Annotated in this window: 14 protein-coding genes; 3 read left to right on the top strand and 11 right to left on the bottom strand. The window is 64.4% G+C overall.

Annotated features, from left to right (window positions below; translation table 11 throughout):
* Positions 1 to 14 precede the first annotated feature (14 nt).
* Together ATE70_RS12565 and ATE70_RS12570 are read right to left on the bottom strand one after the other, a co-directional pair.
* Positions 15 to 1583 (bottom strand): alkaline phosphatase D family protein, encoded by a 1569-nt coding sequence (locus ATE70_RS12565; RefSeq protein ID WP_058538264.1) that lies wholly within the window; start codon positions 1581 to 1583, stop codon positions 15 to 17.
* Between the two features lie 78 nt (positions 1584 to 1661).
* The gene (locus ATE70_RS12570) at positions 1662 to 2399 is read right to left on the bottom strand and encodes a glutaredoxin family protein (RefSeq protein ID WP_231732835.1); all 738 of its coding nucleotides are present in this window, start codon (positions 2397 to 2399) and stop codon (positions 1662 to 1664) included.
* A 41-nt stretch (positions 2400 to 2440) separates the two neighbouring features.
* Here ATE70_RS12570 and ATE70_RS12575 point away from each other — a divergent pair, with 41 nt between their 5' ends.
* Together ATE70_RS12575 and ATE70_RS12580 are read left to right on the top strand one after the other, a co-directional pair.
* Positions 2441 to 2842: a MerR family DNA-binding protein gene (locus ATE70_RS12575; protein ID WP_058538266.1), complete on the top strand. Its 402-nt coding sequence runs from the start codon at positions 2441 to 2443 to the stop codon at positions 2840 to 2842.
* A 616-nt stretch (positions 2843 to 3458) separates the two neighbouring features.
* Entirely contained in the window at positions 3459 to 3698 is a 240-nt protein-coding gene (locus tag ATE70_RS12580; RefSeq protein ID WP_058538267.1) for a hypothetical protein, read from the top strand.
* A gap of 12 nt (positions 3699 to 3710) precedes the next feature.
* Here the strand turns inward: ATE70_RS12580 and ychF are convergent, their stop codons facing one another.
* Complete coding sequence (gene ychF / locus ATE70_RS12585) at positions 3711 to 4808, bottom strand: redox-regulated ATPase YchF (RefSeq protein WP_058538268.1); 1098 nt, start codon at positions 4806 to 4808, stop codon at positions 3711 to 3713.
* Between the two features lie 130 nt (positions 4809 to 4938).
* Here ychF and ATE70_RS12590 point away from each other — a divergent pair, with 130 nt between their 5' ends.
* A complete protein-coding gene (locus ATE70_RS12590; RefSeq protein WP_058538269.1) occupies positions 4939 to 5592 on the top strand; it encodes a CAP domain-containing protein in 654 nt (217 codons plus the stop codon).
* 48 nt (positions 5593 to 5640) lie between these two features.
* Here the strand turns inward: ATE70_RS12590 and ATE70_RS12595 are convergent, their stop codons facing one another.
* From ATE70_RS12595 to ATE70_RS12630, 8 genes are all read right to left on the bottom strand, one after another.
* The gene (locus ATE70_RS12595; protein ID WP_058538270.1) at positions 5641 to 7497 is read right to left on the bottom strand and encodes a PhoX family protein; all 1857 of its coding nucleotides are present in this window, start codon (positions 7495 to 7497) and stop codon (positions 5641 to 5643) included.
* Positions 7498 to 7612: 115 nt separating this feature from the next.
* Positions 7613 to 8056, bottom strand: a complete 444-nt coding sequence (locus tag ATE70_RS12600; RefSeq protein WP_058538271.1) for a GNAT family acetyltransferase — start codon at positions 8054 to 8056, stop codon at positions 7613 to 7615.
* Entirely contained in the window at positions 8053 to 8622 is a 570-nt protein-coding gene (gene pth, locus ATE70_RS12605; RefSeq protein ID WP_058538272.1) for an aminoacyl-tRNA hydrolase, read from the bottom strand. The genes ATE70_RS12600 and pth overlap by 4 nt, the downstream gene beginning before the upstream one ends.
* A 57-nt stretch (positions 8623 to 8679) precedes the next feature.
* A complete protein-coding gene (locus ATE70_RS12610) occupies positions 8680 to 9321 on the bottom strand; it encodes a 50S ribosomal protein L25/general stress protein Ctc (RefSeq protein ID WP_058538273.1) in 642 nt (213 codons plus the stop codon).
* 111 nt (positions 9322 to 9432) lie between these two features.
* Positions 9433 to 10275 carry a TraB/GumN family protein gene (locus tag ATE70_RS12615; protein ID WP_231732684.1) on the bottom strand — a complete coding sequence of 281 codons (843 nt, stop codon included), beginning with the start codon at positions 10273 to 10275 and terminating at the stop codon, positions 9433 to 9435.
* Positions 10276 to 10328: 53 nt separating this feature from the next.
* Positions 10329 to 11270, bottom strand: a complete 942-nt coding sequence (locus tag ATE70_RS12620; protein WP_058538275.1) for a TraB/GumN family protein — start codon at positions 11268 to 11270, stop codon at positions 10329 to 10331.
* 65 nt (positions 11271 to 11335) lie between these two features.
* On the bottom strand, positions 11336 to 11773 hold the full coding sequence (locus tag ATE70_RS12625) for a hypothetical protein (RefSeq protein WP_058799855.1): 438 nt from the start codon (positions 11771 to 11773) through the stop codon (positions 11336 to 11338).
* Positions 11766 to 11978 carry a helix-turn-helix transcriptional regulator gene (locus ATE70_RS12630; RefSeq protein WP_058538277.1) on the bottom strand — a complete coding sequence of 71 codons (213 nt, stop codon included), beginning with the start codon at positions 11976 to 11978 and terminating at the stop codon, positions 11766 to 11768. The genes ATE70_RS12625 and ATE70_RS12630 overlap by 8 nt, the downstream gene beginning before the upstream one ends.
* Positions 11979 to 12191 lie beyond the last annotated feature (213 nt).

The raw sequence follows: 12191 nt of genomic DNA on the forward strand, positions 1-12191 counted from the left end.
GACCCGGCGACACATCACGCCATCTTGATCCCGGCGACATCGCGCTCGACCACGCCCGTTGCGCGCTTCGACAGCGTGTTCACCGGCGTCGTGACCTTGTCCACCACCATGAAATGTGTCTGCCACGCCTCGCGATTGACGTCGCACACGAGATAACCGCGCTGGTCGTTCGCGAATTTGAGCTCGGGGTTCTGGCTCAGGAAGACGTCGGTGCCATTCCGCTTGTCGCTGCCGTCGCCGCCCGACGAGATCGAGGTTGCGACGAATTCGGCGCCGACCACCTTATCCTTGTGCACCAGATCGCCGCAGAAATTCTGATGCTCGTCGCCGGTCAGCACGACATTATTCTTCAGCCCCGCCATGCGCGACAATATGCGCTCGCGCGGCGCTTCATAGCCTGCCCAGCTGTCGAGATTGACGATCTTCTTGGGCTCGTCGGCCTTGCGCCGCCGGTCGAGCGACATCATCGTAATCTGCTGCGCAAAGGCGTTCCACGTCGCACCGCCTTTCGCCAGATTGCGGCCGAGCCACTCTTCCTGCGCCTTGCCGAGCACCTGCCTGTCTCTGGCGAACACGTCGGGGCACGCGGGCTTGAAGCCGTCGTCGCACGGCTGGTCGTCGCGATATTGGCGCGTGTCGAGCAATTGCATCGCCATCAGGTCGCCCCAGCGAAATTCGCGGTTCATCGCGACGATGCCGCCGCGCGGCAGCAACGCCTTGCGCACGGGCATATGTTCGTACCACGCCTGCATCGCGGCCTGTTTCTTCAGCATGAAGACCTCGGGCGAGGCGGCTTCGGGATCGTTGACGTCAAGGCCGAGTTTCCAATTGTCCACGTCCGAAACCCAGTCGTTGCGGATCTCGTGATCGTCGAAGCTCGACAGGAAGGCGTGGACCGATCGCGCCGCCTGCAAGTCGATGTCGCCCAGCTGCTGCGCATAGGCGGTGCGGAAATCATTGACGTCGACAAGTGCCCGGTGCGCATGCTTGCGCACCGGGCGCGTCGGCAGCCCGGTGTTGAACAGATATTCCTCGCTATATTCGTAGATGAAGTCGCCATAATGATAGACGAAGGCGAGATCTTCACGCGCGAGGTGGCGATAGGCGCCGAAGAAGCCCGCCTCGAAATGCTGGCATCCCGCGACCCCGAATTTCAGCGCATCGGCCTTCGCACCCGGCGCGGGCAGGGTGCGCGCGCGGCCGCGCAGGCTGCGCTCGCCGCCCGCGGTGAAGCGGTAATAATAGGGCCGGTCGGGCTGCAGCCCCGCGACCTCGACATGGACGCTATGTGCGAGTTCGGGGCGCGCGAGTTCGGTGCCCTTGGCGACGACGTCGCGAAAGCCGCTGTCGCTCGCGACCTCCCAGTCGACGGGGAAGTTCGCCAGCGGCATCCCGCCGTGGCGTTCCATCGGTTCGGGGGCGAGGCGCGTCCAGATGACGAAGCCGTCGCTCGCCGGATCGCCCGCGGCGACGCCGAGGCTGAACGGAAATTCGCGGAAGATCCCGCCCTCGGCGCGCAGGATCGCGGGGACGGTAAGGCCGGCGAGCGTGGCCCCGGCAAGGAAATGGCGGCGGTTGAACATGGCTGGGCTCCCCGGGGGCGAATCACCGCCCCTGATAGCCCAGCCATATGTTTCATCAATGACCGATGCGGGAGGGGATCAGAACCACATCCGCGCCATCCACAGCGCCATCGCGACCATCATCACATTCTCGGTCAGCGAGACGAAGCCCAAGGGAACTTTGCTGCTGCCGCCGACGCACGCGCATTTGATGTCGCGCTTGTCGATATAGACCGCCTTGAACACCGACACCGCACCGATGCCGCCGATGAAGAGCGCAAGCGGGATCGACAGCCAGGGCAGCGCGTGTGCGGTCATCAGAACACCGGCGAGCCCCTCGGCAAAAGGATAGACGCTCGCATAAGGCACCCAGCGCTTCGCGAGCAGGTCGTAATTCAGGAACATCGTAGCGAATTTGTCGACATCCTGCAGCTTCAGCAGCGCGAGCACGATCATGCTGAACGAGATGAACCATTCCGCGGCGCGCAGGGTGAAAGCATCGCCATAGACCGAGAAGCTGGTCGCGAGCGCCATCAATGCCGTCATCGCGAAGAGCGCAATGACGGGCGCGTAGCTGGTGGCGTCGGGATCGGCGACTTTCAGCCCGAAATGACGGCGCAGATCGTCGTGGCCGCCGATCCGCACGCCGTCGATGAAGGTCTGCGGCGTCGTCTTCACGCGATGCTCGGCCTTGAACGCGTCGGTTTCCTCGCGCGTCGTCAGCCAGCGGTCGTCGACCGTAAAGCCGCGGCTTTCGAGCAGATGTTTCGATTTGAGGCCATAGGGACAGGTGTGCCCCGGCATGACCATGCGATGGAGGGTTGCTTGTTTTTTCATGCGCCCCATATAGCCTCCGTACTATGGTACGGAGTCAAGCGATGCAATTGACGATCGGAAAATTGGCGGCGGCGGGCGATGTCGGGGTCGAAACCGTGCGCTATTACCAGCGCCGCGGGCTGCTCGACACGCCCGCACGAAGCGGCGGTGACGGCTGGGGCGGCGGGATCCGGCGTTATGATGAAAGCGACCTCAGGCGGCTGAAGTTCATTCGCGCGGCGCAGGCGGCCGGATTTACGCTGGAGGAGATCGGCGAATTGCTCGCGCTTGAGGCCGGCGACGACCGGATGCGGGTGCGCACCCTCGCGCACCAGCGGATCGAGGCTCTCGATGAAAAGATCGAGCAGATGGCCGCAACGCGCGCCGCCCTCGCGCGCCTCGCCGAGCAATGCGCGGCGAGCGACAAGGGACCGTGCCCGATTTTGACAGCGTTTGAGCCTTAGCGCCGTCGGAGCCGTTCCGGAGACGGCGGCTTTCGACCGATTCCCGTCATTCCCGCGAAGGCGGGAATCCCGCTTCATTCTCGCCGCCGCCAAGCGGGATCCCCGCCTTCGCGGGGATGACGAAGAAGGGGAAACGCGACAGCTTACCACCCCAAAGCAGGCATCTGCCGCTCGAAAAAAAGCGCTGTCCTACACTATTCGGCTGTGTCAGCCTTCATCCCGGCTCTTTGAATTGGTGGATAAAGGCGGTCGCTACCCGAACAGTCTGGTGCAGCAAGGCGCGGCGTCAACACGCCGCGAGGGTTCAAATCGGCGTGCGCATAGGGCTGAACTTTCCTGAACTTTGGACCGTCATTCCTGAGTCTGTCGAAGGGGTCGCAATGACGAATGGGAGGAAGTGACCGTTTGCGGACTCCAACACTCTCGTCACCCCGGACTTGATCCGGGGTCCATGACGACGGCGCGGCTGTGGATCCCGGATCAAGTCCGGGATGACGAAAGTTGGGTAGCGAACTTCCGCTAACCGCCCGAAGACGACATTCCGCCGAAGGTCTGGTAGCCTGCCGTCACGGGCTGTCGGCGCCCGTCGCGCGAAAATCGTGAGGGAGCGGGCGAGATGGTGGAGAATTTTGGAGCACTGGTCGGCTGGACACACCATGATGCGGGCGATCGCATAATGCTCCGGCTCGAAAGCGTACAGTCTTCGGAAGCGGTCAAGAAGCACGATCCCGATTTATTTCGGTTCCTTATGACCAAACAGCAAGCGGCGATCCTGGGCAATTATCTGGTGCGGGTTTCCGGGCAACCTCCATTGACCCCGAAAAAGCGGGGCTGGTTTCGGCGCTACTTCGGCTGACGGGCCTTCGGATCAGCTATGCAGGAAATGCATCACGTCGCCATCATGCACGACATAGGCCTTGCCCTCGGCGCGTAGCTTGCCCGCCTCGCGCGCCTTCGCTTCGCCGCCCAGCGCGACATAATCGTCATAGGCGATCGTTTCGGCGCGGATGAAGCCCTTCTGGAAATCGCTGTGGATTTCGCCCGCGGCCTCGGGAGCGGTCGCGCCGGTGTGGACGGTCCACGCGCGTGCTTCCTGCGGGCCGACGGTGAAGAAGGTGATCAGGTGGAGCAGCTCGTAGCCCGCGCGGATAACGCGCGCGAGGCCGGTTTCGTGGAGGCCCATTTCTTCGAGGAACTCGAGCCGGTCGGCCATGTCCATCGTCACCAGCTCGCTTTCGATCGCGGCCGAAACGACGACTGCCTGCGCGCCTTCCGCGGCCGCCTTGGCGAAGACCTTTTCCGAGAAGGCGTTGCCGTTTGCGGCGCTGCCTTCATCGACGTTGCAGACGTAGAGGACGGGCTTCGAGGTCAGCAGCTGTGCGGTGCGCAGCACGCGGGCTTCCTCGTCATCCTTGGGTTCGGTCAGTCGCGCGGGCTTGCCTTCGCGCAGCAGGTCGAGCGCCTGACCGAGCACCGATGCGGCGATCTTCGCTTCCTTGTCGCCCTGCGCGGCCTTCTTCGCGAAGGCGGGCACACGCTTTTCGAGGCTTTCGAGGTCGGACAGCAGCAGCTCGGTTTCGACCGTTTCGGCGTCGGCGACGGGGTCGACCTTGTTCTCGACATGCTGGATGTCGTCATCCTCGAAACAGCGCAGGACATGGACGATCGCGTCGACTTCGCGGATGTTGCCGAGGAACTGGTTGCCCAGCCCTTCACCCTTCGACGCGCCGCGTACGAGGCCGGCGATGTCGACGAAGGCGAGCTGCGTTGCGATGATCTTTTTGCTGCTCGCGATTCCGGCCAGCTTTTCGAGCCGCGCGTCGGGCACCGCGACGTTACCGATATTCGGCTCGATCGTGCAGAAAGGATAGTTCGCCGCCTGCGCCGCCGCTGTTTCGGTCAGCGCGTTGAACAGGGTGGACTTGCCGACGTTGGGCAGGCCGACGATCCCGCATTTGAAACCCATAAAAACTCCGTGAGGTTCGGCCTGCCGTGAATGAGGGGCCTGTGTTGCAGCGCCCCTAGCGCCAGATTGGCTCGGGCGCCAGTCTTTGCCGTTGCGCCCGGTTCAGACTTGCGCCTTTATCGCACCCGCCATGACGGAACCCCGCCTCCTCGCCGCCGCTATCCTTCTGACTCTCGGTGGGACCGCTGCCGTCGCCGCGCCGAACCGCTTCGAGGAAGGTGTCTTCACCGAACTCAACCGCTTTCGCAGCGATCCCGCCGGCTATGCCGAATATCTGCGCGACTATCGCCCGCGCTTCGAAGGCAAGCTGCTGGTCAGCGACGACGACAGCGAGATCGACATCATGACGCGCGAGGGCGTCGCCGCGGTCGACGAGGCGATCCGCGACCTTCGCCGCGAAAAGCCGCTTCCCGAACTGGAATGGAGCGATCCGCTGGCACGCGCGGCGGCCGACCATGTCGCGGTCCAGTCGCGCTCGGGCGCGGTGGGGCATTATACGCGGGGCAGCGGTCCCGGCGAACGGATGAGGGCGCGCGGCGGCGGGCCTTATGTGAACGAAGTCATCACCTATGGCCATCACACCCCCGAAGGCGTCGTCGACCAGCTGCTGATCGACGACGGCGTGCCCGACCGCGGCCATCGCCACAGCCTGCTGCGTGCGACGCACCGCTATGCCGGCATCGCATGCGGCCGGCATCCGGTGCACCGGACGATGTGCGTGACCTTGATGTCGCAGACGCGCGATGGTTCGCCGCCGCCGCCGCCGCCCAAGCGCACACCCTGACGGGCCATCCGCTCCCGCCCGGCGAAGGGGAGAGCGGACGGCGCGCGATCAGGCCCCGACCGGCTGGCTGTCGGTGCGGCGCACGACGACGGTCGACGAGCGCGGCTGCTGCCCCGCGACCGGCCAGTTGCCCGTCGGGTGCTGGATGTTCACGAAGAAGGTCTTGAGGTCGGGCGTATAGGCCAGCCCCGTGATCTCGCAGCCGAGCGGGCCGACGAGGAAGCGCTTCGACTGCTTCGTCACCTGGTCGACATAGAACATCGCATTGTGCCCGAACGCCTGATCGATCGTCCGTCCCGCGACCCCCGAGTTACCGGGAACACTGTGATCGGTCTGCACCCACATGCGACCCTGCGGGTCGATGCGGAGGCCGTCGGGGCTGGAGAAAGTGTCGCCGTTGATATTGCCGACGAGATTGCTGCCGCCCGCCGACAGCGACGGATCGCCCGCGGTCAGGAAGATTTCCCAGCTGAACTTGGTCGCCAGCGGCGAATCGCCTTCTTCGCGGAACTTGATGATGTGTCCGTGCAGGTTGGTGACGCGCGGGTTGGCGGGGTCGACCACGCGGCGGCCGCTGTTGTTGGTCAGCGTGCAATAAATCGCCTTGTTGTCGGGCGCGACGGTCAGCCATTCGGGGCGATCCATCACGGTGCCGCCCGCGACGCGCGCCGCCGACGGGCAGTTGATCAGCACATCGGCCTGATTGTTGAAGTTGACCGTCGTCGGCGCCGGCGGGGTCGTGCTCTGGCTGACGTTGCCCGGGTCCTGCGCTCCGGCGGTCAGGCCGTTCTGGCCGACGACGAGTGCGCGCCATTCGCCCGTGCCATTGCCGTTGAAGCGCGCGACATAGAGCGTGCCATAGTCGAGCAGGTCGGTGTTCGCGGCGCGATTGGTGTTGCTCCAGGCCCGGTCTGGAACGAATTTGTAGATACAGCCGGGAGTCGAATCATCGCCCATGTAAAAGGCGACGCGACGGTCACTGTTCGACATGAAGGCGACGTTTTCATGGCTGAAGCGGCCCATCGCGGTGCGCTTGGTCGGCTGCGCCAACTCGCGCAGCGGGTCGATCTCGACAACCCAGCCATAATCGCGCGCGGGCTGCGTGGGATCGAGATAATTGTCGGTCGTCTCTTCGCAGGTCAGATAGGTGTCCCACGGGGTCCGGCCGCTCGAGCAGTTGTTGAGCATGCCCTTGATGGAGCCCGACAGCAGGCCGGCGGCGGGGCCGCCGGCGCGATAGCTGCTGTTGCCGGTGTAGCGGCGGTTATAGGTCGATCCCGGCTGCACGGCCCATTTGCCGTCGCTGCCCTTGGCGATTTCGACGACGCCGATACCGACCGCCGACAGGGCGAGCGCCTTTTGGTCGGCCGTCGCGGTGGCGGCGTTGTAGTTGCCCGTCATCAGGATGTTGAAGTCGGGATATTCGAAGTTCATCGCCAGGATGCCGCGGTTATTGGCATCGACGCCCGGAAAGGCGAAATATTCCATGCCGTCATGGTTGCCGCCCGCCCATTTCTCGGCGACCGCGGGGGTGGGGAAGCTGCCCGAATAGGCGGTGCCCGTTTCGACCGAATCGCCAGCCTTCAGCAGCACGTCGACGGTGTAGCCCGCGGGCACGGTGACCTTGTCATCCTGATTCGCGGCGACCGCGGCGAAACTGACGGCGTAGCTGACCGGCGGGGGCGTCGGGGTGGGGGTCGGTGTCGGGGTGGGCGTCGGCAGAACGACCGAGGGATCGCCGCTGGTGTCGTCGCACGCCGCGAGTGCCGGCAGGATCGACAGACCGAAGAGGCCGTTGCGGAGCAGCGTCCGGCGCGAGGGATTTTTGGCAACGATCGCCTCGAGGCTGTCGGGCCCCGGAAGCGTATCGGTGTCGCCGCGGGCGTCGTCGGTAAGATGTGACATGCAGTCCCCCTGTTTTCGGTTGAGCCCCGGACTGGATCGTCCGGATGAGGTGGCGCACCGATTGCAGAGGGAGGTGTCAGCTAGATGGCTTCACCATGTCGGGAGCGTATGATTCCTATGACGCTTCAGTGACATCAGGAGCCGTCGGATCAGTCAGCCAGCGGGCGAAAACACGGACGTCCTGGGGTTCCCAACCGAGATGCTCGTAAAGGCCCGCTACGGGGTTGCCATCGCGAAGCATCAACTCGACCTTGGGGCAGCCGCGAAGCCGGAGCCATTCGCACGCGGCGTCGAGCAATTGTCGCGCAAGACCCTGTCCCTGATGGTCCGGCGCGACGCCCAGATAATAGATCCATCCGCGGTGTCCGTCGAAGCCGGTCATGGCGGTGGCGACGATCCGCGCGCCGCGTTCAGCCACAATGACCGTCGAAGCTTCATGGCCGAGCGCGCGCCCGAAATCGGCGTCCGGATCATTCCATGGGCGCGTCAGGCCGCACATTTGCCAGATCGCGACGACGGCATCGCGATCGGCCGCCGTTGCATCGCGCGTGGCGGTCATCCCTGCAGGCGCACCGCGAGATCGCTCTGGAAGCGCACATCGTCGCCGCCGGCGAGCCATTTCGCTTCGGCGGCGATCGCGCCGAGCAGGTCGATCAGCGGCTCCATTTCGCTCTTGTGATAATTGCCGAGGACATGGCCCGTGACGCGGTCCTTGTGTCCCGGATGACCGATGCCGATGCGCACGCGGCGGAAATCCTCGCCGATATGCTGGATCATCGACCTTATGCCATTGTGGCCCGCCGCGCCGCCGCCATGTTTCACTTTGACCTTCATTGGCGCGAGGTCGAGCTCGTCGTAGAAGGCGGTGACATCCTGCGGGGTCAATTTATAGAAATCGAGCGCGGCGCGCACGCTGCGGCCGCTTTCGTTCATGAAGGTGCCGGGTTTGAGCAGCAGGATGCGCTGCGACCCGATGCGGCCTTCCTGGACCCAACCCTGGAATTTCTTCGCGGGCGATGGAAAGTCGTGGACATCGGCGATGACATCGGCGGCCATGAAGCCGACATTGTGGCGGTGCATCGCATATTGGGGCCCTGGATTTCCGAGGCCGACCCAGAGCTGCATGCTATTCGCCTTTCGTGGAAGGCCCCTCCCGCCGGGGGAGGGGCCGCCCGGATATGATTAGGCTTCTTCGCCGTCTTCGGCAGCAGCAGCTTCGCCGCTGTCGACCGTCGTGTCGCCTTCGCTCGACTTCATCGCCGAGGGGGCGACGATCGTTGCGATGGTGAAATCGCGATCGGTGATCGCGCTTTCGGCGCCCTTGGGCAGGGTGACGTTGCTGATGTGGATCGAATCGCCAACGTCGAAACCGGTGACGTCGATCGTGATCTCGTCAGGGATCTTGTCCGCGTCACAGGCGATTTCCAGCTCGTGACGGACGATGTTCAGCACGCCGCCGCGCTTCAGGCCCGGCGAGGCTTCTTCGTTCGTGAACACGACGGGAACCGCGACGGTGACCTTGGCGTCCTTCGAGATGCGGAGGAAATCGACATGGATCGGGCGATCCTTGACCGGATGGAAAGCGACGTCCTTCGGCAGGGTGCGGATGGTCTTGCCACCCACGTCGACCATGACGACCGAGTTCATGAAGTGACCCGTCATCAGCTGCTTCATCAGCAGCTTTTCTTCGACGTGGATCATCAGGGGTTCTTCTTTGCCGCCATAGACAACGGCGGGGACGCGGCCATTACGACGCAGGTCACGCGAGGCTCCCTTGCCTCCGCGTTCGCGCGTCTCGGCCGTCAGCGTCAGCTGATCGCTCATATTATTTCTCCGAGAAACAGTTACACAGTTCCGCCACGCCTCCAGGGATGACCATGGACGGAAGCCGGGGCGCTTAGCGGGGAAGCGGCGGAAATGCAAGCGCGACGGCGCTTATTGCACCCGCGTCACCTTCAGCCCGTCCGCTTCGAGCATCGCGGGTACGCCGTCGGCCCCGACAAGATGCCCCGCGCCAACCGCCATCAGCACCGTGCCAGGTTGTTCCAGCCGCTTTTGCACCCACGCGCTCCAGCGCCGGTTGCGGTCGGTGATGATCGCCTTGCGCGCCGCCGGTACGGCATCGACATCCTCGTTGATGACCTTTTCCAATGCTGCGACATCACCGCGGCCCCACGCCGCGGTCAGGGCGCCGACGTCTTTTGCCGCGTCGCCCGATTTTTGGGCGGAGCGAGTCAGGAGCGTGCGCTGCGTCTTCGGGTCGAGCGTTTCGAACAGCATCAGTTGCTCGCGTGCCGTCTCCAGCCCGCCGATCGGCTTTCGGGCGCCCTTGAACTGCTGGGTGAGGCGCGTTTCCACGCCGTCGGAGGAATCGAGTTCGGCATTCTGCGCCACGCGCTGGCCCATCAATACCATCACCGCCCAATCGTCGAGCGCGTCGCCGCCGAAATCGCCGCCGCTCGCCTCCAGGGCCCGATAGCCGGCGAGCGCCTGCGGCGGCAGCCGTTTCTCCATCGCGAGCGGGGCGGTCCGGGGTGCGAGTGCCTGGAAAACGGCGCCCGCCTTCGCCAGTTCGGCGGGCGACAATTCCATCACCAGTTCGTCAGCCGTCCCGACCGCCTCGGCGACCTTGCCGCCTTTCCAGTCGGTGCCGCGCGGCAGGGCGTGCATCGCGCCCAGCATATAGATTTTTGTATCATCGTCGGCGACCAGCCACATCGCGGGCCGCGCCTGCCGTGCCGGCTCCGCGGTGCCGCAAGCGGCGAGCAGGCATGGCAAAAGGGCCGCCGCAAGGCGGCGACCCCAATGAGGCGAAGGGCGGGCTGTTCCCCTCAATATTTGACCCGCTTGGCGACGAGGCCGCGGGCCTTCAGATAATCCTGGACGCTCTTCGCGCCCGCGATATGGCCAGCGCCGACCGCGACGAACACGGTGCCCGGCTGATCCATCCGTGCTTTCAGCTGATCGGCCCAGCGGGCGTTGCGATCCCACAGCAGCGTCGCGGCGAGTTCGGGCGTTTCGGCCAGGCTTTCGTTCATCGTCACGGCCAGCGCGTCGGGATCACCCTTCGCCCACTGCGCGACCATCTTGTCGAGTTGCGGCCCCAGCTTGTCGAGATCCTTCACCACCGAATTCAGGAAGGCGATCTGCTGCGTTTCGGGCAGCGCATCGAAAAAGCCCAGCTGCTGGCTCAGCGTTTCAAGGCCCGCCACCGGCTTGCCGGATTTTTTGGCCGAGGCCGTCAACAGCTTTTCGACGCCCTGTTCGGGATCATAGCCGAGCTTGGTGAGCGGCAGGACCGACAGGGTGATCGCGGGAAACCAGGGTTCGAACATGTCGAACTGCGCCGGCGCGATGCCAAGGCCTGCCAGCGCGGCTTGATACGCCTTGAGCTGCTCGGCATCGAGGCGCGACGAAAGCGTCTTGCCGCTCTGGTCGATCGCCAGCGGCATCATTTCCTTTGCCATCGCCGCCTGGTCGTCGGGCATCACCATTTCGAGCATCAGCTCGTCCGATTTGTCGAACGCCGTCTTCACCGCCTCGTCGAACCAGCCGAGGCCGGGTTTCAGCACATGGACGGTGCCGAAGAGATAGATCGTCGTGTCCTTGTCCTTGACGACCCATAGCGCCGGATCGGCGTCGGTCGTCGTGGGGGACGTTGCGGGTGCCGCCGCCGCGGCCGGCTGGGCGGCATGGGCGGCCGGGAGCATCGCGGACGCCGAGAAGGCGGCGATCGCGCACGTGGTGGCAAGCTTCTTCAACCAGGTTTTCATCAGGAAATCACTTTCGTTACGGGCGCTTATGGCCGGATCGAACAGGGAAGGGGAGTGAAAAATACTCAACGGTATTTAAGCCACAGCCAGACGATCGCGTTGACCGCTAGTGCGCCAAGGAACAGCAGCATGACATCGGGCGCGGGGGCAAGGCTGGCACGGTGGAGCACCCACCACGTCGGTGCCGCGAGCGTCAGCGTATACCACGCCGCGGTGCCGGCCCACAGATACGCCCGCTCCTCGTGATCGTCGACCGAGCGATGATAGAGGATCAGCGAGATCGCCATGCCGACGACCCACACGATCGACGAACCGATCGCGAAATTGGCCGGCAGCGCCGAATTGCTCAGCAGCGCCAGTCCGATCGTCGCGCCGTCGGTCTGGGTCATCTGCATCCAGGCGCCCAGGACGCCGCCGAACGCGCCGGCCAGGCCGAGTGCGGTCCAGTAACGTTTACGCCGCGGCGACATCGGACGCTTGGCAGGCTTGCTTGCATCACTCATCGTCGCCTCCTTCGAAACCATCATCAAAAATCTCCTCGATCGGCATGTCGAACAGCCGCGCGAGCTTGAAGGCGAGCGGCAGCGACGGGTCATATTTCCCCGTTTCGATCGCATTCACCGCCTGCCGCGAGACATCGAGCCGGTCGGCGAGTTCCGCCTGGCTCCAGTTCCGCATCGCGCGCAGCACTTTCAATTTATTGTTCATCGGCGCCTCGCCAGCATTTCCATCCGAAGGATCATGGCCTTCCCATAGCGCATCAAAATGTCGGGGAAGGGAAATTTTGTCCGGCCCTTCGGGATGGCCGGGATTGGGGGCGACAGGGTCGGATCGTCCTTCGCCAAGCAAGAGACTGGAGCGCCGCCCTGTGGAGGGCGCTCCAGTCCAAGTCGCCAGCCGTCACCGGGGAGGCACGGCGCG

Origin of the sequence: Sphingopyxis sp. H053 (genome assembly GCF_001468225.1) — a bacterium.
Classification (GTDB): domain Bacteria; phylum Pseudomonadota; class Alphaproteobacteria; order Sphingomonadales; family Sphingomonadaceae; genus Sphingopyxis.

Bases quoted from the DNA above. Each gene is read 5' to 3' on its own strand.
- pth (WP_058538272.1), bottom strand. From the start codon at position 8,622: ATGCAGCTCTGGGTCGGCCTCGGAAATCCAGGGCCCCAATATGCGATG.
- ychF (WP_058538268.1), bottom strand. From the start codon at position 4,808: ATGGGTTTCAAATGCGGGATCGTCGGCCTGCCCAACGTCGGCAAGTCC.
- ATE70_RS12595 (WP_058538270.1), bottom strand. From the start codon at position 7,497: ATGTCACATCTTACCGACGACGCCCGCGGCGACACCGATACGCTTCCG.
- ATE70_RS12580 (WP_058538267.1), top strand. From the start codon at position 3,459: ATGGTGGAGAATTTTGGAGCACTGGTCGGCTGGACACACCATGATGCG.
- ATE70_RS12575 (WP_058538266.1), top strand. From the start codon at position 2,441: ATGCAATTGACGATCGGAAAATTGGCGGCGGCGGGCGATGTCGGGGTC.
- ATE70_RS12620 (WP_058538275.1), bottom strand. From the start codon at position 11,270: ATGAAAACCTGGTTGAAGAAGCTTGCCACCACGTGCGCGATCGCCGCC.
- ATE70_RS12570 (WP_231732835.1), bottom strand. From the start codon at position 2,399: ATGAAAAAACAAGCAACCCTCCATCGCATGGTCATGCCGGGGCACACC.
- ATE70_RS12590 (WP_058538269.1), top strand. From the start codon at position 4,939: ATGACGGAACCCCGCCTCCTCGCCGCCGCTATCCTTCTGACTCTCGGT.
- ATE70_RS12630 (WP_058538277.1), bottom strand. From the start codon at position 11,978: ATGAACAATAAATTGAAAGTGCTGCGCGCGATGCGGAACTGGAGCCAG.
- ATE70_RS12600 (WP_058538271.1), bottom strand. From the start codon at position 8,056: ATGACCGCCACGCGCGATGCAACGGCGGCCGATCGCGATGCCGTCGTC.
- ATE70_RS12625 (WP_058799855.1), bottom strand. From the start codon at position 11,773: ATGAGTGATGCAAGCAAGCCTGCCAAGCGTCCGATGTCGCCGCGGCGT.
- ATE70_RS12565 (WP_058538264.1), bottom strand. From the start codon at position 1,583: ATGTTCAACCGCCGCCATTTCCTTGCCGGGGCCACGCTCGCCGGCCTT.
- ATE70_RS12610 (WP_058538273.1), bottom strand. From the start codon at position 9,321: ATGAGCGATCAGCTGACGCTGACGGCCGAGACGCGCGAACGCGGAGGC.